The sequence below is a fragment of the Pseudomonas sp. G2-4 genome (genome assembly GCF_030064125.1).
Lineage (GTDB): Bacteria > Pseudomonadota > Gammaproteobacteria > Pseudomonadales > Pseudomonadaceae > Aquipseudomonas.
The window spans coordinates 1,577,829-1,601,162 of record NZ_CP125957.1 but is presented as its reverse complement, the minus strand read 5'-3'; the positions used below and the strand labels follow the sequence as shown (position 1 = coordinate 1,601,162).

The following is a 23,334-nucleotide window of genomic DNA, read 5'->3' as shown; positions in this document are numbered from 1 at the left end:
TTGGCCCATTCTCCCTTACATACGACAAAAATCCTGTGGGAGCGAGCCTGCTCGCTCCCACAGGGGAAAGTGGCGCTTACCCGGCTTGTACGATCAACCCTCCACCAGCCCCCACTGCTTGCTCAGGCGCTTGTCGGAAATCGGCACTTTGGTCCCCAACTGCTGGGCGAACAGCGACACCCGGTATTCCTCCAGCCACCAGCGGTACAGCTCCAGCTGCGGATCGCGCTTGCCTTCCTGGACATGTTTGCTGGCACGGGCCTGGTATTGGGCCCAGAGGTTCGACAACTCGCCGCTCCAGACCCGGTCCTTCTGCACTTGGCTGCCCAGTTTCTCGAAACGTTGTTCGATGGCCTTGAGGTAGCGTGGCAGTTCCTTGAGCCATTGATGCGGGGTTTCGCGCACGAAGCCCGGGTACACCAGGTGGCTGAGCTGCTGCTTGATGTCGTTCAGCGCCACGGCCTGGGCCAAGTCGATCTTGCCCTTGAAGCGTTTTTGCAGGCCATGCCAGAGCTTGAGGATGTCCAGGGTCAGCTTCGCCAGGCGTTCGGCGTGCTCGGTCCAGCCGCCACGCTTGCGCTCGGCCAGGGAGGCCAGCGCGGCGCCGTCACGGGGCAGGCTTTCCTCGCCGTCCAACACGCAACTGTCCAGGCTGGCCAGCAGGATGTCTTCCACCAGGCTGTCGATGCGGCCCAAGTCGCGGTACAGCAAGCCCAGTTCCGTGAGCCCCGGCAGCTTGCCACGCAGGAACTTCGCCGACTCCGCCAATTGCTGCATCAACAAGCGCTGCAAGGCGCGGCGATGCTGGAACTCGGCTTCGGCCGGGGTCGGGAAGCGGCCTTCCTTGACCACGCCGCCCTCTTCCACCAGCGCTGGGTAGACGGTCATCGACAGTCCGGCGATCTTCTGCTGGGTCCTCTCGGCCACCGGCGCGAAGATTTTCGCCTCCACTGGCGCCTGGCTCTTGGCCGTTTGCGGCACGGCCAAGGCAGCCTGGCTGGCTTCGGCAAAACGCGCCGTCAGTTCGGCCAAGTCCCGGCCTTCACCCAGGAACTTGCCCTGGCCATCGACGATTTCCAGGTTCATGCGCAGATGGCTTTCCACCTGCTGCGCCGCTTCTGCCCAAGCTTCGTCGCTGACTCGCGCGCCGGTCATGCGCAGCAGCTCGCGGCCCAAGGATTGCGGCAACGAACCCTCGGCGAAGGTGATGCGTTGCAGCGCGGCCTTGACGAAGTCCGGCACCGGCACGAAGTTCTTGCGCAAGGCTTTGGGCAGGTTGCGCACCAGGGCAATGCACTTGGCCTCGATCACTCCGGGCACCAACCATTCCAGGCGCTCCGGCGGCAGCATCGGCAACAGCGGTGCCGGCACGCGCAAGGTCACGCCGTCGCGGGGATGGTTGGGCTCGAAGTGGTAGCTCAACGGCAAGGTCAGGTCGCCGACGCGCAAGGTATCCGGGTAATGCGCGGCGGTGACTTCGCTGGCCTCGCGGGCCAGCACGTCTTCCTCGCGCATGATCAGCAACTGCGGGTCTTTCTGGCTGTTGATCCGGTACCAGCTGTCGAACGTCGCGGTCTGGTGAATCTCGGCCGGCAAACGCGCATCGTAGAAGGCAAACAGGGTTTCTTCGTCCGCCAGAATGTCGCGCCGACGGGCCTTGGCCTCCAGCTCGTCGAGCTGTTCCAGCAAGCGGGTGTTGGCGCTCAGGCACTTGGCCTTGGACTGGATCTCACCACGCACCAGCGCCTCGCGGATGAACAACTCCCGCGACACCACCGGATCCACCGGCCCATAGTGCACCGGCCGGCGGCCGACCACGATCAGCCCGAACAGGGTGATCTGCTCATAGGCCACCACTTGCCCGCGCTTCTTCTCCCAATGGGGTTCGAAGTGGTTTTTCTTGATCAGGTGCCCGGCCAGCGGCTCGATCCAGTCCGGCTCGATCTTGGCCACCATGCGCGCATACAGCTTGGTGGTTTCCACCAGTTCGGCGGTCATCAGCCACTGCGGACGCTTCTTGCCCAAGCCCGATGACGGGTGAATCCAGAAGCGCCGCTGACGGGCACCCAGGTAGTCACCGTCTTCGGTTTTCTGGCCGATCTGGCTCAACAGGCCCGAGAGCACCGCTTTGTGCAGTTTCGGGTAATCCGCCGACTCCTTATTGAGGCTCAACTGCATGTCGCGGCAGATCAAACTCAACTGACGATGGGAATCACGCCATTCGCGCAAGCGCAGGTAGTTGAGGAAGTTCTTGCGGCACCAGTTGCGCAGCGGGCTGGCGGTCAGGGCCTGGCGCTGTTCTTCGAAACCGCGCCACAGATTGACCAGACCGGCGAAATCCGAGTCCGGGTCCTTCCATTGGGCATGGGCCTGGTCGGCTGCCTGTTGGCGCTCCGGCGGACGCTCGCGCGGGTCCTGGATCGACATGGCGCTGGCGACGATCAACACTTCCTGCAGGCTGCCCAGCTTCGCCGCTTCCAGCAGCATGCGGCCCATGCGCGGGTCCACCGGCAAGCGCGCCAATTGGCGGCCCAGTGGGGTCAACTGACTGTTGCGGTCCACCGCCGACAACTCTTGCAGCAGATTGAAACCGTCGCTGATGGCCTTGCCGTCCGGCGGTTCGATGAACGGAAAATCAGTGATCTCGCCGAGGCGCAGGTGCAGCATCTGCAGGATCACCGCCGCGAGGTTGGTGCGCAGGATCTCCGGATCGGTGAACTCCGGCCGACCGAGGAAATCTTCCTCGCTGTACAACCGCACGCAAATCCCTGGCTCAACCCGTCCGCAACGGCCTTTGCGCTGGTTGGCGCTGGCCTGGGAAATGGCTTCGATGGGCAGGCGCTGGACCTTGGCGCGATAGCTGTAGCGGCTGATGCGCGCAGTGCCGCTGTCAATCACGTAGCGAATGCCGGGCACGGTGAGCGAGGTTTCCGCGACGTTGGTCGCCAGGACCACGCGACGGCCCGGGTGGGACTGGAAGATCCGCTGTTGTTCGGCCGGCGACAAGCGCGCATACAGCGGCAAGATCTCGGTGTGCTTGAGCTGGGCCTTGCGCAGCATCTCCGCCGCGTCGCGAATCTCCCGCTCGCCCGGCAGGAACACCAACACATCCCCAGGGCTGCGGCGTTCACTGCGCTCAAACGCGGCGATTTCATCAAGGGTGGCGAGGATCGCCTGGTCGACGGTCAAGTCGTCCTCGACCCGATTACCCTCCTCGTCCTGCTCCAGGGTCAGCGGGCGATACCAGGTTTCCACCGGGAAAGTACGGCCCGAGACTTCCACGATCGGCGCGTCATCGAAGTGTTTGGAGAAACGCTCCAGGTCGATGGTTGCCGAGGTGATGATGACCTTGAGGTCCGGGCGGCGCGGCAGCAGGGTCTTGAGGTAGCCGAGCAGAAAGTCGATGTTCAGGCTGCGCTCGTGGGCTTCGTCGACGATGATCGTGTCGTAGCGCTCGAGGTAGCGGTCGTTCTGGGTCTCGGCCAGCAGGATGCCGTCGGTCATCAGCTTGATCAGGGTGTTGGCGTCGCTCTGGTCCTCGAACCGCACCTGATAACCCACCAGCGCGCCCAACGGCGTGGCCAGTTCCTCGGCGACACGGCTCGCCACGCTGCGAGCGGCGATCCGGCGCGGCTGGGTATGGCCGATCAAGCCATGCTGGCCGCGACCGATTTCCAGGCAGATCTTCGGCAACTGCGTGGTTTTACCCGAGCCGGTTTCGCCGGCGATGATCAGCACCTGATGCTTGAGCAACGCTTCCTTGATTTCGTCGCGCTTGGCGGCGATCGGCAAGTTGTCGTCGTAGCGGATCACCGGCAGGCTCGCCTTGCGCGCCAGCACCTGATCGCACGACGCCTGCATGCGCGTCACCCACTGGGCCAGCTTGGCCTCGTCGGGTTTCTTGCGCAGCTCGAACAACTGCCGCCGCAACCGCTGACGGTCGGCGAGCATGGCGTGGTCGAGGTTTTTCAGCAGCTTGTCGATAGCGGGGGCTTGGTCAGTCATCAGGTACGCAAGGGTCGTCGGTTTGTGCAGGGGGCGGATTGTCGCAGATTTGCGGCCATTGCGCCGAACACGCAAAGCAGCCCACCGCCACCCCCTTGTGGGAGCGAGCTTGCTCGCGATGGCGGTGGTTCAGCGTGCATTGATGTTGATTGATACACCGCTATCGCGAGCAAGCTCGCTCCCACAGGAGATTTGCGTCAAGGATGCTGTTGTGGCGAGGGAGCTTGCTCCCGCTCGGTTGCGCAGCAGCCGCAAGATCTTGGGGCCGCTTCGCAGCCCAGCGGGAGCAAGCTCCCTCGCCACAGGGGTACTTCGTTTGCCGGACGGGCTATTCGCTGTCCAGGTCTTTACGCCGATACGGGAATACGTCAATCACCTTCCCCCCACGAATCGCCTCTTGCAGCCCTTTCCAGTAATCGGCGTTGTACAGCTCGCCATGCAACTGGTCGAAGAGCTTGCGTTGCCCCGCATCGGCGAACAGGAACGGCGGGAACTCTTCGGGGAACACGTCCAGCGGCCCGATGGAATACCAGGGCTCGGAGGCCATTTCGTCTTCCGGGGTGCGGGGCTCGGGGATGTGGCGAAAGTTGGCTTCGGTCAGGAAGCAGATTTCATCGTAGTCGTAGAACACCACGCGACCGTGGCGGGTCACGCCGAAGTTCTTGAGCAGCATGTCACCGGGAAAGATATTCGCCGCCGCCAGTTGCTTGATGGCCAGGCCATAGTCGTCCAGTGCCTCGCGCACCTGGTCTTGGTTGGCGTGTTCCAGGTAGAGGTTCAGCGGGGTCATGCGCCGCTCGGTCCAGCAGTGGCGAATCAGCACGGTGTCGCCTTCCACCGACACCGTGGACGCCGCCACTTCCAGCAGTTCCTCCAGGCACGCCGGCTCGAACTTGCTCAAGGGAAAGCGGAAATCGGCGAACTCCTGGGTATCGGCCATGCGTCCGACCCGGTCGACGCTTTTCACCAGGCGGTACTTTTCGATCACCGTGGCGCGGTCGACGTTTTTCGACGGCGAGAAGCGGTCCTTGATGATCTTGAATACGGTGTTGAAGCCCGGCAGCGTGAAGACACTCATGACCATGCCGCGCACGCCCGGGGCCATGATGAACTGGTCATCAGTGTTCGCCAGATGATTGATCAGCGCCCGGTAGAACTCGGATTTACCGTGCTTGTAGAAGCCGATAGAGGTGTACAGCTCGGCGATGTGCTTGCCCGGCAGGATGCGCTTGAGAAAGCCGATGAATTCCGCCGGCACCGGCACGTCCACCATGAAGTACGAACGGGTGAACGAGAAGATGATCGACACCTGCGCCTCGTCGGTGATCAGCGCGTCGATCTGGATGCCCCGGCCTTCGCGGTGCAGCAGCGGAATCACCAGCGGCCATTGCTCATCGCGGGTGTAGATCCGGCCCACCAGGTAAGCGCCCTTGTTGCGATAAAGCACCGAAGAAAACAACTCCACCGTCAGCTCCGGGTCCTTGCAGACCCAGTCCGGCAGGTTTTCCCGCAGTTGGGCTTCGAGGCGCTTCAGGTCGCCTGGCAAGTCAGCGTAATCCTCGCTGAAGCGGTAATCGGCAAACACGCTCGCCAGCATCCGGTCCAATTGGCCCTGGGGTTTGTAGGTGCGGGTCTGGGCGGCGCGGGCCCGGCGCAGGCTGGGCCGGGTGGTGTGGATGAACATGGTGCCGTCGCTGATCAGGTCATGACTGAACAGCCCGCAGAAGATCGAGTTGTACCAGGTCTCGGACAGTTCATCGTCAAAACGCAGATCGATCAGGCTGATGTAGGCGCTTTTGACCAGCGGCCAGCAGCTGACATCCATCAATGACTCGGCGTCGAAGGCCGTGCGCAATCGGGCCACGGTTTCGAAGACTTTTTCTTCATACAAATTGATCCGTGCCGCCGAAGCCTCTTGTGCCTCCAGCCACCGGGCCTGCTCGAACCGGGCACGGGCACCATCGGTGATCTGCCGGAAATGCTCACGATAATCGTCGAAGCCGTCGAGGATCGAACGGGCGATCTCGGTGGCGGGCCATGGCTGCGGCATAGGGTAAACCTCGGCGGGTCGTGCGTGTGATGGGCGACTGAGCTTAGAGGCCAATCGCGCGGCAACGCAACCATTGCCATCGGTATTCAGGGCGGCGACACTTGCCGCCCAATCAAGGAAGGAATGACTCGTGAGCCTCGTCGACACCCTGCGTTTGCTGTCACTGGCCGCCATCTGGGGGGCGAGTTTCCTGTTCATGCGCATTATCGCCCCCGTCATTGGCACGATCCCCACCGCATTTTTCCGTGTCTCCATCGCCTTCGTCGGACTGCTGGTGATCCTGGCGCTGATGCGCATCGACTGGAATTTTCGCGGCAAGCTGAAGGTCGTGATGGTGCTGGGCCTGATCAATTCGGGCATTCCGGCAACGTTTTATTCGCTGGCAGCCCAAGTGTTGCCGGCCGGTTACTCGGCGATCTTCAACGCCACTACACCGCTCATGGGGGTGTTGATCGGCGGCTTGTTCTTCAGCGAAAAACTCACCACCGCCAAGGTCAGCGGCGTGTTCCTGGGATTGCTCGGTGTCGGCATCCTGACCGGTGCCGGCCCGGTGGCCTTCGACCTGCAATTGCTGATGGGCGCCCTCGCCTGCCTGCTCGCCACCACCTGCTACGGCTTCGCCGGTTTTCTCACCCGCCGCTGGCTCGATCACCAAGGCGGGCTGGACAGTCGTCTTGCGGCCCTGGGCAGTATGTTTGGCGCCACGGTATTTTTGCTGCCGCTGTTTGGCTACAGCGTCATCAGCCAGCCACCCGCGAGTTGGGGCGGCTGGAACGTCTGGTTGTCCCTGCTGGGGCTCGGCCTGGTGTGCACCGCGTTGGCGTACATTCTTTATTTCCGCCTGCTCAGTTCCATCGGCCCGGTCAAATCCATGACCGTGACCTTCCTGATCCCGCCGTTCGGCGTGCTGTGGGGCGCATTGCTGCTGGATGAGCCGCTGGGGATGGCGCATCTGTATGGCGGGGTGTTGATTGCGGCGGCATTGTGGCTGGTGTTGAAACCTGGGGCGGCGAAACCGGTTGAGGTTTCTGCCCGGTAGTTCATTGGCGCGGCAAAGAACGCCATCGCGAGCAAGCTCGCTCCCACAGGGTCATGTGCAGTCCTTGTGGGAGCGAGCTTGCTCGCGATAGCGATACAACAGTTGCCAGAGCGCTAGCGGCTAACGGCTTTTACGAAATACAAACACCAGCCCGGTGATAGCCGCATACAGCATCGGCTTGCCGGCCTTTAACCGAACAACCAATAGCCAAGCGCCGTCAGCACCGCCACGGCCAACACCGGTCGCAGCACCCGGTACGCCTTGGGATGCTTGCGTTTCCATTGCTTGACCTGGCCGCTCACGCCGTCACTGAACGACTTGCTCCAAGCGTAGGCCCGGTTGATGCCACCGACGTGTTCATCGTCGAGGTTCTGCGGCGCGGTGGCGCGCCCGAGAAAGGCACTGATGGCGCGGTTGAGGCGGGTCATCAGCCGGCTTTTCAAGGGCCGTTCGACGTCACAGAACAGGATCACCCGGGTCTGCGGCGTTTCGTTCTTGACCCAGTGCACATAGGTCTCATCGAACATGACGTCTTCGCCGTCGTGCCAGGCATAAATCTGACCACCGACGAAGATCCGGCAGTGGTCGGAGTTGGGCGTGGACAGCCCCAGGTGATAGCGCAAGGAACCGGCAAATGGATCTCGGTGGGGGTTCAAGTGGCTGCCGCCCGGCAGCAGGGCAAACATCGCGCCGCGCACATTCGGGATCTGGTTGACCAGTTCGACGGTGCGGGGACACAGCAGTTCGGCCGACGGCAGCGCTTTGTCGTACCACTTGAGGTAGAAGCGCTTCCAGCCTTTCTTGAAAAACGAACCAAAGCCAGCGTCGTTGTTCTTTTCCGCGGCCCGGATATACCCCTCGTCGAACAGGTGCATGGCCTCATCGCGAATGACCTGCCAGTTGTCCTTGAGCACATCCAGCTCGGGAAACTTGCTGCGGTCCAGATAAGGTTTGGAAGGCACGCTGGAGAATAGGTACATCAAGGCATTGTAGGGGGCGAACAAAGCCGAGTGGTTAACGAACTGGCGCAATACCGGCAAACGCGCCTTACCGCGCAAATGCACGTAAAGCGTGCTGCCCACGAACAGCAGCACCACCGAAGCCTTGGCGACAAACGAGACGGTCATTTTTATAACTCCATGTCCAAAAACAACGCAACGCCAACAACCCGACGTAGCCGCGAACCATGTTAAATACTCATGACCCGGTTAAAAATCGTCTGACGCAATATTCATTGTTGAGTGAAACGTAATAAACACTTCTTAACAGGCGTCAGCTGAACCTTGGCTGACGCGGATCAAACAATTTTCCCAATCCTGCCCACCCCGCCAAGTGACTAAGGTTTTTTTGTGGCGAGGGAGCTTGCTCCCGCTGGGGTGCGAAGCGCCCCCAAACAGGCGGCACGCATCAAGTCGCAGGCGCCTGCTTCGCAGTCGAGCGGGAGCAAGCTCCCTCGCCACAACAGCTCCCACCACATCCTGTGCAGTTACTGCTGAGTCTCCTGCTCGGTAAACAAATCGCTGAACAACATGCTCGACAGATACCGCTCACCCGAATCGGGCAGGATCACTACGATGGTCTTGCCCTGCATTTCCGGTTTTTCCGCCAGGCGCACGGCCACGGCCATCGCCGCGCCACAGGAAATCCCGCAGAGGATGCCCTCCTCTTGCATCAAGCGCAGGGCCATGGCCTTGGACTCATCGTCAGTGACCCGCTCAACCTGATCGACGATCGACAGGTCGAGGTTCTTCGGCACGAATCCCGCACCGATCCCCTGGATCTTATGAGGACTGGGCTTGATCTCCTGCCCCGCCATCGCCTGGGTGATCACCGGTGAAACCTCGGGCTCGACCGCCACCGACAGGATCGGTTTGCCGCAGGTGTTCTTGATGTATCGCGAAACCCCGGTAATGGTTCCCCCGGTGCCCACGCCCGCTACCAGCACGTCGACCGCACCGTCAGTGTCGTTCCAGATTTCCGGGCCGGTGGTTTTTTCGTGGATCGCCGGGTTCGCCGGGTTATCGAACTGCTGCGGCATGAAGTATTTGGAAGGGTCGCTGGCCAGGATCTCGGCCGCTTTCTCGATAGCCCCTTTCATCCCCTTGGCCGGCTCAGTGAGCACCAGCTCCGCGCCCAGGGCCTTGAGCACCTTGCGCCGTTCGATACTCATGGACGCCGGCATGGTCAGCATCAGTTTGTAGCCACGGGCGGCGGCGACAAACGCCAGGCCGATCCCGGTGTTGCCCGAAGTGGGCTCGACGATGGTCATGCCAGGCTTGAGCTGGCCCGAGCTTTCAGCGTCCCAGATCATGTTCGCGCCGATCCGGCACTTGACCGAATACCCTGGGTTACGCCCTTCGATCTTGGCCAGGATGGTCACGCCACGCGGGGCGATGCGGTTGATCTGCACCAGTGGCGTATTGCCGATGGAATGGGCGTTGTCAGCAAATATGCGGCTCATGGCTGGGTCCTTAATGCAGCGGGAATTTAGGCGTTTAAAGGTATGCCTGTTGCTCATGGGCGTCCAGTTGCACCGAACGTTCCCGTTGTTACAACAGTCAATGGCATTAGTCCCTCTAACAATGCTGGAGACTGACATGAAGCGCCGATACAGCTGGCCACTGTGGACTTTCGCCGCCATCGTTGCGGTGCTCGTGGCCCTGCACTTCACCCTGCCTTACCTGGTACGCAACTACCTGAACGACAAGCTGGCCGACATGGGCGACTATCGCGGCCAAGTCATCGATGTGGACCTGGCGCTCTGGCGCGGTGCCTACCGGATCAACGGCCTGAAAATCGTCAAGGTCGACGGCAAGGTCCCGGTGCCATTTGTCGACGCGCCGTTGATCGACTTGTCGGTGAGCTGGCATTCGCTGTGGTACGACCATGCCGTGGTGGCCGAGGTGGAGTTCGCCCGTCCTGAAGTGAACTTCGTCGACGGTGGCGCCAACCGGCAGAACTCCCAGACCGGCCAGGGCACCAACTGGCGCGAGCAACTGGGCAAATTGCTGCCCATCACCCTCAATGAAGTGCGGATCAGGGACGGCAAGGTCACCTTTCGCAATTTCAACTCCAAGCCGCCGGTCAACCTGCGGGCCACCGACGTCAATGCCAGCATCTATAACCTGACCAACGTGGTCGACACCGAAGGCAAGCGCGATGCCCGTTTCGAGGGCAAGGCCCTGGTGGCCGAACACGCCCCTCTGGAGATGCAGGCCACTTTCGACCCGTTGAGCAACTTCGAGGATTTCGACTTCCGCCTGCGGGCCAGGAACATCGAACTCAAGCGCCTGAACGATTTCGCCGCGGCCTATGGCAAGTTTGACTTCAATGCCGGCCATGGCGATGTGGTGATCGAGGCTGAAGCCGACAATGCCAAGCTCAGCGGCTACATCAAGCCGTTGCTGCGCGATGTCGATGTGTTCGACTGGCAACAGGACGTGGAAAACAAGAACAAAAACATCTTCCGGTCAGTCTGGGAAGCACTGGTCGGCGCGGGTGAAACAGCCCTCAAGAACCAGCGCAAGAACCAGTTCGCCACCCGGGTGGAACTCAGCGGCAACGTTCACCAGCAGGACATCAGCGCCTTCGAAGCCGTCCTGCAGATCCTGCGCAACGGGTTCGTCCAGGCGTTCAACGCCCGCTATGAGCAGCCACCGCCTTCGACCGACTAGGCATGTGAACCGTGAACTGTGGCGAGGGAGCTTGCTCCCGCTGGGCTGCGAAGCGGCCCCAAAAAAATGCGAGCGCTGCGCACTCGAGCGGGAGCAAGCTCCCTCGCCACAAAAGCGGGTCACGACCATAAGAGCGGGTCATGGCCACCGATGCATTCCAGCCCACTGCCCACAGGCAAGCGGCCGAGACTGAGTCAACATGTGACGCTCCATTCAGAGACTGAATACAGCGTCTGCGTTCACAGTCGCCGGGGCGGCGCGTTATAGTCGGGCACGATTTTTATTTCGCGCGCCCTGCCTTATCAGGCCGGCGACTCCGTTCGAGGAATTACAGATGAAGTTCGAAGGCACCCGCGCCTACGTGGCCACCGATGACTTGAAGCTGGCCGTCAACGCCGCCATCACCCTGGAGCGGCCACTGCTGGTCAAGGGCGAACCGGGCACCGGCAAGACCATGCTCGCCGAGCAACTGGCTGAGTCCTTCGGCGCGCGGCTGATCACCTGGCACATCAAGTCCACCACCAAGGCCCACCAGGGCCTGTACGAGTACGACGCGGTCAGCCGCCTGCGGGACTCGCAGTTGGGCGTGGACAAGGTCCATGACGTGCGCAACTACCTGAAGAAGGGCAAGCTCTGGGAAGCGTTCGAGTCCGAAGAGCGGGTGATCCTGCTGATCGACGAAATCGACAAGGCCGACATCGAGTTCCCCAACGACCTGCTGCAAGAACTCGATAAAATGGAGTTCTACGTCTACGAGACCGATGAAACCATCAAGGCCAAGCAGCGGCCGATCATCATCATTACCTCCAACAACGAAAAAGAGCTGCCGGACGCTTTCCTGCGCCGCTGCTTCTTCCACTACATCGCCTTCCCCGACCGCGTCACCCTGCAGAAAATCGTCGACGTGCATTACCCGGACATCAAGAAAGACCTGGTCAGCGAAGCGCTGGACGTGTTCTTCGATGTGCGCAAGGTGCCGGGCCTGAAGAAAAAACCTTCCACCTCCGAACTGGTGGACTGGCTCAAGCTGCTGATGGCCGACAACATCGGCGAAGCGGTGCTGCGCGAACGTGATCCGACCAAAGCCATTCCGCCGCTGGCCGGGGCCCTGGTCAAGAACGAACAGGACGTGCAACTGCTCGAGCGCCTGGCGTTCATGAGCCGCCGCGGCACTCGCTGATCCTCTTCGTTTAACAAGAGCGAGGGCGATTGCCATGCTGCTTAACCTGTTCAATGAAATGCGCGCCGCGAAGGTGCCCGTATCGGTGCGTGAACTGCTGGACCTGATCAACGCGCTGAAACAGCGGGTGATCTTCGCCGACATGGACGAGTTCTATTACCTGTCCCGGGCGATCCTGGTGAAGGACGAACGGCATTTCGACAAATTCGACCGAGCCTTCGCCGCGTACTTCAACGGCCTGGAAAAACTCGACGATCATCTCCAGGCGTTGATTCCCGAGGACTGGCTGCGCAAGGAGTTCGAGCGCTCGCTGACTGACGAAGAGCGGGCGCAGATCCAGTCCCTGGGTGGCCTGGACAAACTGATCGAAGAATTCAAGAAACGCCTGGAAGAACAGAAGGAACGCCATGCCGGCGGCAACAAGTGGATCGGCACCGGCGGTACCAGCCCGTTCGGCTCCGGCGGCTTCAACCCCGAAGGCATTCGTGTCGGCGACGCTGGCAAGCGCCAGGGCAAGGCCGTGAAGGTCTGGGATCAGCGCGAGTACAAGAACCTCGACGATCAGGTGGAACTGGGCACCCGCAACATCAAGATCGCCCTGCGCCGCCTGCGCAAGTTCGCCCGCCAGGGTGCGGCCGAAGAGCTGGATATCGACGGCACCATCGACCACACCGCCCGGGACGCTGGCCTGCTGAACATCCAGATGCGCCCGGAACGACGCAACACTGTGAAGTTGTTGCTGTTGTTCGACATCGGCGGCTCGATGGATGCCCACGTGAAAATCTGCGAAGAACTGTTCTCGGCCTGCAAGACCGAGTTCAAGCACCTGGAGTATTTCTACTTCCACAACTTTGTGTACGAATCGGTGTGGAAGAACAACCTGCGCCGCACCTCGGAACGCACATCGACCCAGGACTTGCTGCACAAGTACGGCGCCGACTACAAAGTGATCTTCATCGGCGATGCAGCCATGGCCCCTTATGAAATCACCCAGGCCGGCGGCAGCGTCGAACACTGGAACGAAGAAGCCGGTTATGTGTGGATGCAGCGCTTCATGGAGAAGTACAAGAAGCTCATCTGGATCAACCCTTACCCGAAAGACACCTGGGGCTATACCGCCTCGACCAATATCGTGCGCGAGTTGGTGGAAGACCGGATGTATCCGTTGACCTTGCGGGGGTTGGAGGAAGGGATGCGGTTTCTGTCCAAATAGTTGTTGTGTATTGCCTGGAAGGGCCTCATCGCGAGCAAGCTCGCTCCCACAGGGATCTTATGTACGACGGAGATCAGTGTGGGAGCGAGCTTGCTCGCGATGCTTCTAGCCTTTCAAAAACACCTGCAAACACTCCACCTGCTGCCGATGTGCAACCTCCTGCACCACCGGCCGCAACCGCACCTGCGCGCCCGGCAGGCATTGCGCCAGTCGGGCCAGGGCCAACGGCGTCAAGGCGCCCAGGCGTGGATAGCCGCCGATGGTTTGCCGGTCGTTGAGCAACACAATCGGCTGGCCGTCCGGCGGCACCTGCACGGCGCCCAGGGGAATGCCTTCGGAAATCATCGACGGGCCCTGGTATTCCAACGCCGTGCCCAGAAACCGGATGCCCATGCGGTCGGCGCGACTGTCCAGCGTCCAGGCGGTGTTGAATGCGTCGTACAGGCTTTGCCCGCTGAACGCGCCATTTTGCGCACCGAGGATCAAATCCAGTGGGCAGTCCTGCTGGAAATCCGGAATGAGCGCGCGAGGAATGGGCCGAGGCGTCGCCAAGCCCGAATAGCTCAGGTGGGCGCCGCGACTCAGCGCCCGTCCCCGTCCATCCAGGCCTCCGAGTTCTTCACGCACCACCGTCGAGCGGCTACCCAGCACTCTAGGCGCATTGAACCCGCCGGGGGCCGCCAGGTACGCCCGCGCTCCGAGCACAGGCTGGGTGAGCGCCAGCGTCTGCCCCTTGCGCAGGCTGAAAAAGCGCCACGACGCCACCGGCTGACCGTCCACCCGCGCGCCGAGGTCTGCCCCTGTCAGCGCCAGCACACAATCATCTTCGGCCACCACCGTGAAACCACCGAGGGTAATTTCCACCACCGCCGCGTCTGGGGCGTTGTTCAACATCCAGTTGGCCCAGGCCATCGACAGCCAATCCGCCGCGCCGCCCTGGGTCACGCCCAAATGCCTCACGCCGAAACGGCCAGTGTCCTGCAACAGGCACAGCGGTGTGCTGGCCTCGATCAGTAGACGGCTCATGCCTGGGCCTCCAGCGGTGTATCGTCGCCGCCCAAGGCGATGAACTCGGCGTGATCCACAGCGGCAAAGCGCACCGTGTCGCCGGGCTGCATCAAGCTGTAGCCGTCACGCTCGCGGTCGAACAGTTTGGCCGCAGTGCGGCCGATCAGGTTCCAGCCACCGGGCGATACCACTGGATACGCCGCAGTCTGGCGCTCGGCGATACCAACGCTGCCTGCCGCCACGCGTTTGCGCGGCGTGTCGAGGCGCGGCGCGGCCAGCACCTCGTCCACCAGCCCCATGAAGGCGAATCCAGGTGCAAAGCCCAAGGCAAACACCTGGTACTCGCGTTCGCTGTGGCAGCGAATCACCTGCTCCACCGTCAACCCTCCGCGGCTCGCCAACAAGCCCAGCTCCGGGCCGACACTGGGGTCGTACCACACCGGCAGCACATGGCATTGGCCGACCGAGCGGGCATCAGGTGAAAGGTTTATCAGCGCCTCGCGGATCAGTTCCCGGGCCTGGACCGGCGTCAGCGCCAACATATCGTAGTGCACCATCAGCGTGGTGTAGGACGGCACCAGATCGATCAGATGCTCGGCAAATACCGCTTTGAGCCGCGCACTGGCGGCGAGCATCCACGGCATGTTGGTCTCGGCGATCTCATCGAACAGTCGGACCATCAGGCAATCCACCGCCACCACTTCCAAGCGTGGCGTCATGGCGCGCTCTGCCGATTCAGGGCTTCGCGAATACGTTGCACGGCGGCCACCGAGCTGGCGTTGTCACCGTGCACGCACAAGGTGTTGGCCTTCAGATTCAAGGCGCTGCCATCGCTGGCGGTCAACGCATCGCCGCGGGCAATGGTCAGGGCCTGCTCAATGATGACTTCGGGATCGTGGTGCACGGCCCCCGGCGTTTGCCGCGAAACCAGGCGACCGGCACTGTCATAGGCACGGTCGGCGAAGGCCTCGAACCACAAGGTCAGGCCATATTCATCGCCCAGGGCCTGGGCGGCGCTGTTGTCCCGGGTTGCCATGAGCATCAGCGGCAACTGCCGATCATAGGCGGCAACCGCCTGGATCACGGCACGCAGTTGTGCTGGATTGGCCATCATGTCGTTGTACATCGCCCCATGGGGTTTGACGTAACTGACCCGCCCGCCCTGGGCCCGGCAAATGCCGTCGAGGGCGCCGATCTGGTAGTGCAGCAAGTCCTGCAGTTCCTGGGCGCCATAGGCCATGGACCGCCGGCCAAAGCCGGCCAGGTCTTGATAGGCCGGGTGCGCGCCGATCCGCACGCCGTGGCTCAGGGCCAGGCTGACGGTCTTGCGCATGATGCTCGGGTCGCCGGCATGAAAGCCGCAGGCGATGTTGGCGCAATCGATGAAGGGCATCACCTCGGCATCCAGACCCATGGTCCAGCTGCCGAAGCTCTCGCCGATGTCGCAGTTCAATAGCAGGCGGTTCACGGTGAACGCTCCTGTAGGTTCTTTCTTCGTTTAACTGCAGGACATGTTCCCCGCAGGTTATCAGTTACTCGGCTTCCAGCTGCTTGCCTTGGGTTTCCGGCAGGCTCAGGGCCGCCAGGATCACCACGCCATAGGACACCGCCGCAAATGCACCGATCCCCACGCTCAGCGGCACCTTCTGGCTCAACAGACCGATCAACAGCGGGAACAATGCCGCCACCGCCCGACCGATGTTGTAGCAGAACCCCTGGCCCGATCCCCGAATGCGCGTCGGGAACAGCTCGGTGAGGAACGAGCCCATGCCACTGAACATTCCCGACGCGAAGAAGCCCAAGGGAAAGCCCAGCCAGAGCATCACGTTATTGCTCACGTGCAGCTGGGTATACAGCAGCACGATGGTGAAGGAGCCAACGGCGTACAGGACGAAGTTCTTTTTCCGACCCAAGATGTCCGACAGGTACGCGCTGATGACGTAACCCACGTAGGAGCCGACGATCACCATTGCCAGATATCCGCCCGTGCTCAAAACGCTCAAGCCACGTTCATTCTTCAGGAACGTCGGCAACCAGGAAGTGATGGCGTAATAACCGCCCAAGGCGCCGGTGGTCAGCAACGAGGCACGAATCGTGGTAGAGAGTATGCCGGGGGCGAAGATCTCGTAGAATTTTGCCGGATTGCTTGGTGTTTGTCGGGCCTTGGCCTGGTTATAGACTTCCGGGTCCTTGACCAGCCGCCGGACGAAGATCACGAAGACCGCCGGGACAATGCCCAGGATGAACAAGGCGCGCCAGGCATCTTCCGGCGGCAACACCGAAAACAGCAGCGCATACAGAATCGCCGTCATGCCCCAGCCCAGCGCCCAACCCGATTGCACCATGCCCACCGCTTTGCCGCGGTCCTTGGCGCGAATCACTTCACCCATCAACACCGCACCGGCGGTCCATTCGCCGCCAAAGCCGAAGCCCATCAGCGTGCGGGCAATCAACAGTTGTTCGTAGTTCTGGGCGAAGCCGCACAGGAAGGTGAAGAACGCGAACCACAGCACCGTCAGTTGCAGGGTGCGCACCCGACCGATGCGATCCGAGAGAATGCCCGCCACCCAGCCGCCAATGGCCGAAGCGATCAGCGTGCTGGTGTGAATCAGCCCCGCTTGCCCGGTGGTGATGCCCCACATCGCGATCAGGGTCGGCACCACGAAACTGAGCATCTGTGTGTCCATGCCGTCCAGGGCGTAGCCGATCTTGCAGCTCCAGAATGTGCGGCGTTCCTGCTGGTTGATGTTGCGATACCAATCGAACGGACCGGAACGGGCCTGGGGTTTAGGGACGCCGAGCGTGTCGGGTGCACTCATGGGGGTTCTCCACGGTTTTATTGTTCTAAGCCTCGACGCTGCAAACGTGGAGACCGGATGCCCCGATTCTTGAGCGCGCACGCGGTGGCGTCCAACGAATAAAACCCTGGCTGGGTCATAAGAAAAACTTGATTGGTTGAGCTGAGATCAAGAGGGGGACATTGCCGGGAACTGGCTGAACACCATTGTGGCGAGGGCGCTTGCTCCCGCTGGGCCGCGAAGCGGCCCCAAAACCAGGCGCCGCGCGGTGTCAGGTAGAGGGTCTCCAGCAGGTTTGGGGCTGCTTCGCAGCCCAGCGGGAGCAAGCTCCCTCGCCACCAGAGCCATGTCCCCCGAACCAAACAAACCCACCCTATGCCTGGTCCATACCAAGACCTTTGATCCGAGCGGTTATTACAGCCCCCGCAAATCCCGCTCTTCAATCGGCCGGCTCTGGCGCAGGCGCTTGCCACCCAGTACCACCCAGTCGATCAGGCGGAACAGGCACTCCAGGCCAAACGACAGCAGGAGGGCACCGCTGATGCCCCAGATCATCGCCTCGGGGGTCAGCAGGATCTGGTAGCTGTAGCCGTTCCAGGTTTCCTTGCGAATGTCCGGATCGGCGGCCAGCGCCACTTGCAGCAAACGGATGTACCACGGGCCTTGCATCGCCTGGAACTGCTTGTCCAGGGCCTGCTGGCGAACCAGCAAGGTGTTCAGGCTGTCGGCATCGCTGCGAAAGATCGGGTCTTCGCTGGCGCGGTAATGGGCCACCAGGGCCTGCATGTCACCCTTGAAGAACTGGTTGGCAGTGCCCTGGAAACCTTGCAGGCCAGTTTGCGCTTCGATCAAGTGCGCCTCGACCCGCTTGGCGTAATCGCTGATGAAGCCCGGCACCTGGACCCCCACCAACAGGCCCACTGCGAACAACACCAGCCGGAGATAACTGAGCAACATAGCGAGACATCCTTATTCGGTCTGGCCGTGGCTGACGCATTCGCCGCGCCGCCACAGGCTCCATTGGCCCGGTTCGTAACGGGTCCAGGTTTCGTTTTCGGTCAAGGGTTCGGTGGCGATGACCGTGACCACGTCGTTGGGCGTGGTTTCGGCCTGGAAATCGACAATCACGTCCACATCCTTGAGCCGCGCCGGGCCGAACGGGGCGCGACGGGTGATCTGGGCCAGTTTGGTCGAGCAGTAGCAGAAGAGCCAGTCGCCATCGCTCAGCAAACAATTGAACACGCCCTTGCTGCGGTATTCGGCGCAGGCCTCGATCAACGACGGCAGTAATTGCTCGACCTCCACCGGCTCCGGGAAATCCTGGCGCACGCGGTTGAGCAAATCGCAGAACGCCGCTTCACTGTCGGTGTCGCCCACCGGGCGATAGAAACTGACCTCAGGGTGGAAATCGGCGAGTTGGCCATTGTGGGCAAAACACCAGTTGCGACCCCACAACTCACGCACGAACGGGTGCGTGTTGGACAGGCAGACCTTGCCGACGTTGGCCTGGCGGATGTGCCCGATCACCACTTCGCTCTTGATCGGATAACGCTGCACCAGGTTCGCCACTTCAGACTCGCTGCTGGCGGCCGGGTCCTGGAACAGGCGCAGGCCTCGGCCCTCATAAAAAGCGATGCCCCAGCCGTCCCGGTGCGGCCCGGTCTTGCCGCCGCGCTGCATCAACCCGGTGAAGCTGAACACGATGTCGGTCGGCACATTGGCACTCATGCCCAGTAACTCACACATGCTCGAACTCTCGCTTGAATGGGCAGGCCTGGTTTACAGGCGCGGTTCGATACGCGAACGCTGGGGATTGCTCGGCACCGGCGGGCGACCATAACGGTCATCGCCGGCCACACCGAACGGTGCTTCGTCCTGCAGTTCATCATCGGCCGCAGCGGCGGCTTTTGCTGCGGCAGCCCGCTCCTTGCGAGCGATGGAGGCGCGCTCGATGGGGAAGCGGATCAACACGAAAATCAAGTAGAGGCCGAAGGCGATCATGCCGTACATGAGCAGATCCGACGCTGCCCGCCAGACGTTGTTACCGACCTTGAACAGCACGTCCAGGGCGACAATGGCCAGGGCCGGGGCGATCTTTTCCTTCACCGGATCAACGATGGTGGGGCTGAACAGCAACACCGCCATCAACAGTCGCAGCGGCTCGCGCAACCAGCGCCACATCCAGCGGGTCATGCGCATCCATACCAGCAGGCAGCCCAGGGCGGCGAAGGCGTAGAGGCCCCAGGCAATCAGATAGTCGTTCTCGGTCATGGTGTCCATGGCAAGGCAGGCAAATAGGCGCTTATAGTAACGGCTTTTCGCTCGTCAGGCTGCCCCGGCGTCTGTCGAGTGGCCTGTGTGGCGAGTTCGATTGCCTGACTAGAACTAACCAGGCAGGCCACTGGTCCCTTTTCGTACACTGTTCGAGAGCCTTTCATGTCCCTATCCGCCCACGTTTCCACCGCCCCGATTGCCCGCAGGGACGCCGGTGTTGACCCGTACGCCTGGCTGCAGGAGCGCGACACCGACGCCGTGCTCGACTACCTCAAGGCTGAAAACAGCTATCAGGAAGCCCAACTTGCCGACCAGGGCGAACTGCGCGAAACCTTGTTCCAGGAGATCAAGGGCCGGATCCTCGAGACCGACCTGTCCCTGCCCTCGCCCTGGGGCCCGTACCTGTATTACACCCGCACCACCGCTGGTGACGAATACCCACGCCATTACCGCTGCCCACGCCCGACCGACGACAGCCTGACCGTGGACGAGCACCACGAACAACTGCTGCTGGACCCGAACGCGTTGGCCGGCGGCGGTTTCTTTTCCCTGGGCGCGTTCAGCATCAGCCCCGACCACCAGCGCCTGGCCTACAGCCTGGACACCACGGGCGACGAGATTTACACGCTGTTCGTGAAGGAATTGTCCAATGAGAAGGTCAGTGAACTGTCCTTCGAGAATTGCGACGGCAGCATGACCTGGGCCAATGACAGCCTGACGCTGTTTTTCGGCGAGCTGGACGAGACCCATCGCCCGCACAAACTCTGGCGCTATCGCCTCGATGGCACCGCTGCTGAAGAAGTGTTCCACGAGCCGGACGGGCGTTTCTTCCTGCATTGCTACCGTTCCAGCTCCGAGCGGCAACTGATCCTGTCCCTCGGCAGCAAGACCACCAGTGAAGTCTGGGTGCTGGACGCCGCGCACCCGCAACTGCCCTTCACCTGCCTGGCGCCCCGGCTGGAGAACCACGAATACGATGTCGATCACGGCCTGCTCGACGGTCAATGGACGTGGCTGATCCGCAGTAACCGCGACGGGATCAACTTCGCCTTGTACCAGACCGCCGACACGGGCGTGGTGCCGACCGAAGCCGACTGGCAGAACCTGATTCCCCACAGCGACACCGTGATGATCGACGGCTTGAGCCTGAACGCCGGGGCCATGACCTTGAGCCTGCGTGAAGGTGGCTTGCCGATCATCGAGGTTCACCCCCAGGATTTGCCGGCGTATCGGGTGCAATTGCCGGACGCGGCCTACAGCCTGCATGTGCAGAACAGCCTGGAGTTCGTCAGCGAGCGCATTCGCCTGCGCTACGAAGCCCTGAACCGACCGGCGCAGATCCGTCAGTTGGACCTGGCCAGCGGCGAACAGGTCGTCCTCAAGCAAACCCCGGTGCTGGGCCCGTTCGACGCCGATGCCTACGTCAGCCAGCGGCTGTGGGCGACGGCACCGGACGGCACGCAGGTGCCCATCAGCCTGGTGGTCAAGCGCGAGGCCCTCGGCCAAGCGGTGCCGTTGTACCTGTACGGCTACGGCGCCTATGGCGAAAGCCTCGACCCGTGGTTTTCCCATGCGCGCCTGAGCCTGCTCGACCGTGGCGTGGCGTTTGCCATCGCCCATGTGCGCGGTGGCGGTGAGCTGGGGGAAGCCTGGTACCGCGCCGGCAAGCAGGAGCACAAGCACAACACGTTCAGCGACTTCATCGCCTGTGCCGAGCATTTGATCGCCAACGGGTTTACCTCCGCCGAGCAACTGGCGATCAGCGGCGGCAGTGCCGGTGGCTTGCTGATCGGTGCAGTGCTCAATCAACGCCCGGAGCTGTTCAAGGTCGCGATTGCTGAAGTGCCGTTCGTCGATGTGCTCAACACCATGCTCGACCCGGACTTGCCGCTGACCGTCACCGAATACGACGAATGGGGCAACCCCGAGGAGCCGGACGTTTATGATCGGATCCGGGCCTACGCCCCGTACGAAAACGTCATCGCCCAGGCGTACCCGGCGCTGTTGGTCATCGCCGGCTACAACGACAGCCGCGTGCAGTACTGGGAAGCGGCCAAGTGGGTGGCAAAGTTGCGGGCCACGAAGACCGACGACAATCCCTTGCTGCTCAAGACCGAACTGGGCGCCGGCCACGGCGGAATGAGCGGGCGCTACCAGGGGTTGCGTGACGTAGCGCTCGAATATGCATTTGTTTTGAAGGTTTTGGGGTTGGGCTGAGGAACTCTGGGGGGCGCTCGGGTCTTAGCTCCATGCATAGGCTCTGAGACAACCCAAATCCAATGTGGGAGCGAGCCTGCTCGCGATAGCTCCGGATCAGCCAGCTCAATGTTGACTGACACGCCGTCATCGCGAGCAGGCTCGCTCCCACAAGGGATGTTCTTACATCCAGGCCAATCCGAAACCGCAACAGACACAAGAAAAAGACCGTGACGACATGTCAGAACCGACCTTACTGAACAAAGAAATCCGCGACTGGCTAATGGACTGCGGTCTGTTCGACCAACTGCTGCCTGTGGACTTCGCCGCGGCGTCGGGCTATTTCAGCATCAGCGCCATCGCCCAGGGCGAAGCGATTTTCCGCGAGGGCGATGCCGGTAGCTTCATGTGCATCATCCACACCGGCCAAGTGGCCGTGCAGAAAACCGGCCCCGACGGCCAACCCGTGACCATCGCGACGCTGCGCAGTGGTCGGGCATTCGGTGAGATGGCGGTGCTCGACGGCGAGCGGCGCTCGGCCAGTTGCATCGCCGCCAGTGATTGCCAATTGCTGAACCTGGGCAAGGACTCCCTGGAAAAAATGCTCAACGAAGCCCCGAAGATCGCCGCCAAAATCATCCGCGCCCTCGCCGTCTCGCTGTCCAAGCGCCTGCGCATGGCCGATGGGCAGTTGCTGTCGCAGCAGGTCTGACAGCCAATACCTGTGGGAGCGAGCTTGCTCGCGATGGCGGCGGATCAGCCAGCATTGAAGTCGACTGACACACCGCTATAGCGAGCAAGCTCGCTCCCACAGGTTATTGCGTCGTCTTGTCGATTTACCCCCCCGGCGACTTGGCCTTCGGCGGTTTCGGCTCCATGCCCGGTATCGGCTGATCCTTGGGCGGCTTGGGCATTTCGATCGGTGGCAACAACGGCGGCCCGCCACTTCCGGGGCCAGCCTTGGGCACGCCGTTGGGCGTGAGCGGCGGGTACGGCATGGGTGTGGCAGTACCGGGCGAGCCGGGAACGGACGCCGGGCTTACCGGGATCGTCGGCTGCTGGGCCTGCGCGCAACTTATTGAGAACACCGCCAGGGCAATGACCGTTAGAATGATGCGCTTCATCAATGGCTCCGTGGCTATTGTCTACCTTCAGGCTAGTCCTTACCGCGCCGGTTTGCCCCCTCTCACGAGATTTCCATGAAACGTTTCGTTCTGCTCGACACCACCCCCATCCCTGACAACGGCGGTGCCCTGTGCCTGTTCGAGTACGGCGAAGACTTCGTCATCAAGATCCAGGGCGGTGATGGCGGGCAGTTGATGAACACCCGCATGCACGGCTCCGAAGACGCCCTGGCGGAGATTCCCTGCCGCAAGGTCGCCGGTCGTCCAGGTTCGCGCGTGCTGATCGGCGGTCTCGGCATGGGCTTTACCCTCGCCTCGGCGCTCAAGCACCTGGGCAAGACCGCCGAAGTGGTAGTGGCCGAACTGGTACCGGGCGTGGTGGAGTGGAACCGCGGCCCCCTCGGTGAAAAGGCCGGGCGGCCGCTGTCGGACCCGCGCACCGTGATCCGCATGGAAGATGTGGCCAAGGTGCTGCAAGCCGAGCCCCAGGGTTTCGACGCGATCATGCTGGACGTCGACAACGGCCCGGAAGGCCTGACCCAGAAAGCCAACAGCTGGCTGTATTCGGCCGGTGGCCTGGCGGCGTGCGCCAAAGCCCTGCGGCCCAAGGGCGTGTTGGCGGTGTGGTCGGCCAGCGCTGACCGGCAGTTTTCCGACAAGCTGAAAAAGGCCGGTTTCAAGGCCGAAGAGGTGCAAGTGTTCGCCCATGGCAACAAAGGCACCCGCCACACCATCTGGATTGCCGAGAAGCTCAAGGGCTGAGCTAAACTGCG

The 23,334-nt window shown here is 61.9% G+C and carries 19 protein-coding genes; 7 read left to right on the top strand and 12 right to left on the bottom strand.

From position 1 onward, the window contains the following. Window positions 1-93: 93 nt before the first annotated feature. On the bottom strand, window positions 94-4,005 hold the full coding sequence (gene hrpA, locus QNH97_RS07200; RefSeq protein ID WP_283556219.1) for an ATP-dependent RNA helicase HrpA: 3,912 nt from the start codon (window positions 4,003-4,005) through the stop codon (window positions 94-96). Window positions 4,006-4,333: 328 nt separating this feature from the next. Further along, window positions 4,334-6,055, bottom strand: coding sequence for a bifunctional isocitrate dehydrogenase kinase/phosphatase (aceK, locus tag QNH97_RS07195; RefSeq protein WP_283556218.1), 1,722 nt, complete (start codon window positions 6,053-6,055; stop codon window positions 4,334-4,336). Window positions 6,056-6,185: 130 nt separating this feature from the next. On the opposite strand from aceK, the gene QNH97_RS07190 reads away from it, so the two are divergent. Further along, window positions 6,186-7,094 (top strand): DMT family transporter, encoded by a 909-nt coding sequence (locus QNH97_RS07190; protein ID WP_283556217.1) that lies wholly within the window; start codon window positions 6,186-6,188, stop codon window positions 7,092-7,094. 188 nt (window positions 7,095-7,282) lie between these two features. On the opposite strand, the gene QNH97_RS07185 is transcribed toward QNH97_RS07190, so the two are convergent. After that, on the bottom strand, window positions 7,283-8,221 hold the full coding sequence (locus QNH97_RS07185; RefSeq protein ID WP_283556216.1) for an aspartyl/asparaginyl beta-hydroxylase domain-containing protein: 939 nt from the start codon (window positions 8,219-8,221) through the stop codon (window positions 7,283-7,285). Between the two features lie 359 nt (window positions 8,222-8,580). Then, window positions 8,581-9,555, bottom strand: a complete 975-nt coding sequence (gene cysK, locus QNH97_RS07180) for a cysteine synthase A (RefSeq protein ID WP_283556215.1) — start codon at window positions 9,553-9,555, stop codon at window positions 8,581-8,583. A gap of 136 nt (window positions 9,556-9,691) precedes the next feature. Here cysK and QNH97_RS07175 point away from each other — a divergent pair, with 136 nt between their 5' ends. From QNH97_RS07175 to QNH97_RS07165, 3 genes are all read left to right on the top strand, one after another. Next, the gene (locus tag QNH97_RS07175) at window positions 9,692-10,768 is read left to right on the top strand and encodes a DUF748 domain-containing protein (protein ID WP_283556214.1); all 1,077 of its coding nucleotides are present in this window, start codon (window positions 9,692-9,694) and stop codon (window positions 10,766-10,768) included. Window positions 10,769-11,102: 334 nt separating this feature from the next. Further along, window positions 11,103-11,948, top strand: a complete 846-nt coding sequence (locus QNH97_RS07170; RefSeq protein ID WP_025212404.1) for an AAA family ATPase — start codon at window positions 11,103-11,105, stop codon at window positions 11,946-11,948. Between the two features lie 34 nt (window positions 11,949-11,982). Then, window positions 11,983-13,161: a vWA domain-containing protein gene (locus QNH97_RS07165; RefSeq protein WP_003198888.1), complete on the top strand. Its 1,179-nt coding sequence runs from the start codon at window positions 11,983-11,985 to the stop codon at window positions 13,159-13,161. 105 nt (window positions 13,162-13,266) lie between these two features. On the opposite strand, the gene QNH97_RS07160 is transcribed toward QNH97_RS07165, so the two are convergent. The 7 genes from QNH97_RS07160 to QNH97_RS07130 all read right to left on the bottom strand — a co-directional run bounded on the left by QNH97_RS07160 (window position 13,267) and on the right by QNH97_RS07130 (window position 19,247). Then, entirely contained in the window at window positions 13,267-14,187 is a 921-nt protein-coding gene (locus QNH97_RS07160) for a 5-oxoprolinase subunit C family protein (RefSeq protein ID WP_283556213.1), read from the bottom strand. Further along, entirely contained in the window at window positions 14,184-14,888 is a 705-nt protein-coding gene (gene pxpB / locus QNH97_RS07155) for a 5-oxoprolinase subunit PxpB (protein WP_283556212.1), read from the bottom strand. Before pxpB ends, QNH97_RS07160 begins: the two co-directional genes overlap by 4 nt. Beyond that, entirely contained in the window at window positions 14,885-15,637 is a 753-nt protein-coding gene (locus QNH97_RS07150; protein ID WP_283556211.1) for a 5-oxoprolinase subunit PxpA, read from the bottom strand. Before QNH97_RS07150 ends, pxpB begins: the two co-directional genes overlap by 4 nt. Before the next feature lie 64 nt (window positions 15,638-15,701). Further along, window positions 15,702-16,988 carry an MFS transporter gene (locus QNH97_RS07145; RefSeq protein WP_283556210.1) on the bottom strand — a complete coding sequence of 429 codons (1,287 nt, stop codon included), beginning with the start codon at window positions 16,986-16,988 and terminating at the stop codon, window positions 15,702-15,704. A gap of 393 nt (window positions 16,989-17,381) precedes the next feature. Beyond that, on the bottom strand, window positions 17,382-17,924 hold the full coding sequence (locus tag QNH97_RS07140; protein ID WP_283556209.1) for a DUF2937 family protein: 543 nt from the start codon (window positions 17,922-17,924) through the stop codon (window positions 17,382-17,384). Between the two features lie 12 nt (window positions 17,925-17,936). Further along, window positions 17,937-18,713, bottom strand: a complete 777-nt coding sequence (locus QNH97_RS07135; RefSeq protein ID WP_283556208.1) for a class II glutamine amidotransferase — start codon at window positions 18,711-18,713, stop codon at window positions 17,937-17,939. A 33-nt stretch (window positions 18,714-18,746) separates the two neighbouring features. Beyond that, a complete protein-coding gene (locus QNH97_RS07130; RefSeq protein WP_283556207.1) occupies window positions 18,747-19,247 on the bottom strand; it encodes an MFS transporter in 501 nt (166 codons plus the stop codon). 156 nt (window positions 19,248-19,403) lie between these two features. Here QNH97_RS07130 and QNH97_RS07125 point away from each other — a divergent pair, with 156 nt between their 5' ends. Both QNH97_RS07125 and QNH97_RS07120 read left to right on the top strand, forming a co-directional pair. Further along, window positions 19,404-21,458 (top strand): S9 family peptidase, encoded by a 2,055-nt coding sequence (locus QNH97_RS07125; protein ID WP_283556206.1) that lies wholly within the window; start codon window positions 19,404-19,406, stop codon window positions 21,456-21,458. A 217-nt stretch (window positions 21,459-21,675) separates the two neighbouring features. Continuing rightward, window positions 21,676-22,149 carry a cyclic nucleotide-binding domain-containing protein gene (locus tag QNH97_RS07120; RefSeq protein WP_283556205.1) on the top strand — a complete coding sequence of 158 codons (474 nt, stop codon included), beginning with the start codon at window positions 21,676-21,678 and terminating at the stop codon, window positions 22,147-22,149. 124 nt (window positions 22,150-22,273) lie between these two features. Here QNH97_RS07120 and QNH97_RS07115 read toward each other — a convergent pair whose 3' ends face one another. Beyond that, entirely contained in the window at window positions 22,274-22,561 is a 288-nt protein-coding gene (locus tag QNH97_RS07115; protein WP_283556204.1) for a hypothetical protein, read from the bottom strand. 75 nt (window positions 22,562-22,636) lie between these two features. On the opposite strand from QNH97_RS07115, the gene QNH97_RS07110 reads away from it, so the two are divergent. After that, entirely contained in the window at window positions 22,637-23,323 is a 687-nt protein-coding gene (locus QNH97_RS07110; RefSeq protein ID WP_003184244.1) for a spermidine synthase, read from the top strand. The last annotated feature ends 11 nt before the right edge of the window (window positions 23,324-23,334 follow it).

Bases quoted from the DNA above. Each gene is read 5' to 3' on its own strand.
- QNH97_RS07115 (WP_283556204.1), bottom strand. From the start codon at position 22,561: ATGAAGCGCATCATTCTAACGGTCATTGCCCTGGCGGTGTTCTCAATA.
- QNH97_RS07185 (WP_283556216.1), bottom strand. From the start codon at position 8,221: ATGACCGTCTCGTTTGTCGCCAAGGCTTCGGTGGTGCTGCTGTTCGTG.
- aceK (WP_283556218.1), bottom strand. From the start codon at position 6,055: ATGCCGCAGCCATGGCCCGCCACCGAGATCGCCCGTTCGATCCTCGAC.
- cysK (WP_283556215.1), bottom strand. From the start codon at position 9,555: ATGAGCCGCATATTTGCTGACAACGCCCATTCCATCGGCAATACGCCA.
- QNH97_RS07165 (WP_003198888.1), top strand. From the start codon at position 11,983: ATGCTGCTTAACCTGTTCAATGAAATGCGCGCCGCGAAGGTGCCCGTA.
- QNH97_RS07130 (WP_283556207.1), bottom strand. From the start codon at position 19,247: ATGGACACCATGACCGAGAACGACTATCTGATTGCCTGGGGCCTCTAC.
- QNH97_RS07145 (WP_283556210.1), bottom strand. From the start codon at position 16,988: ATGAGTGCACCCGACACGCTCGGCGTCCCTAAACCCCAGGCCCGTTCC.
- QNH97_RS07160 (WP_283556213.1), bottom strand. From the start codon at position 14,187: ATGAGCCGTCTACTGATCGAGGCCAGCACACCGCTGTGCCTGTTGCAG.
- QNH97_RS07110 (WP_003184244.1), top strand. From the start codon at position 22,637: ATGAAACGTTTCGTTCTGCTCGACACCACCCCCATCCCTGACAACGGC.
- QNH97_RS07175 (WP_283556214.1), top strand. From the start codon at position 9,692: ATGAAGCGCCGATACAGCTGGCCACTGTGGACTTTCGCCGCCATCGTT.
- QNH97_RS07170 (WP_025212404.1), top strand. From the start codon at position 11,103: ATGAAGTTCGAAGGCACCCGCGCCTACGTGGCCACCGATGACTTGAAG.
- QNH97_RS07120 (WP_283556205.1), top strand. From the start codon at position 21,676: ATGTCAGAACCGACCTTACTGAACAAAGAAATCCGCGACTGGCTAATG.
- pxpB (WP_283556212.1), bottom strand. From the start codon at position 14,888: ATGACGCCACGCTTGGAAGTGGTGGCGGTGGATTGCCTGATGGTCCGA.
- QNH97_RS07125 (WP_283556206.1), top strand. From the start codon at position 19,404: ATGTCCCTATCCGCCCACGTTTCCACCGCCCCGATTGCCCGCAGGGAC.
- hrpA (WP_283556219.1), bottom strand. From the start codon at position 4,005: ATGACTGACCAAGCCCCCGCTATCGACAAGCTGCTGAAAAACCTCGAC.
- QNH97_RS07135 (WP_283556208.1), bottom strand. From the start codon at position 18,713: ATGTGTGAGTTACTGGGCATGAGTGCCAATGTGCCGACCGACATCGTG.
- QNH97_RS07140 (WP_283556209.1), bottom strand. From the start codon at position 17,924: ATGTTGCTCAGTTATCTCCGGCTGGTGTTGTTCGCAGTGGGCCTGTTG.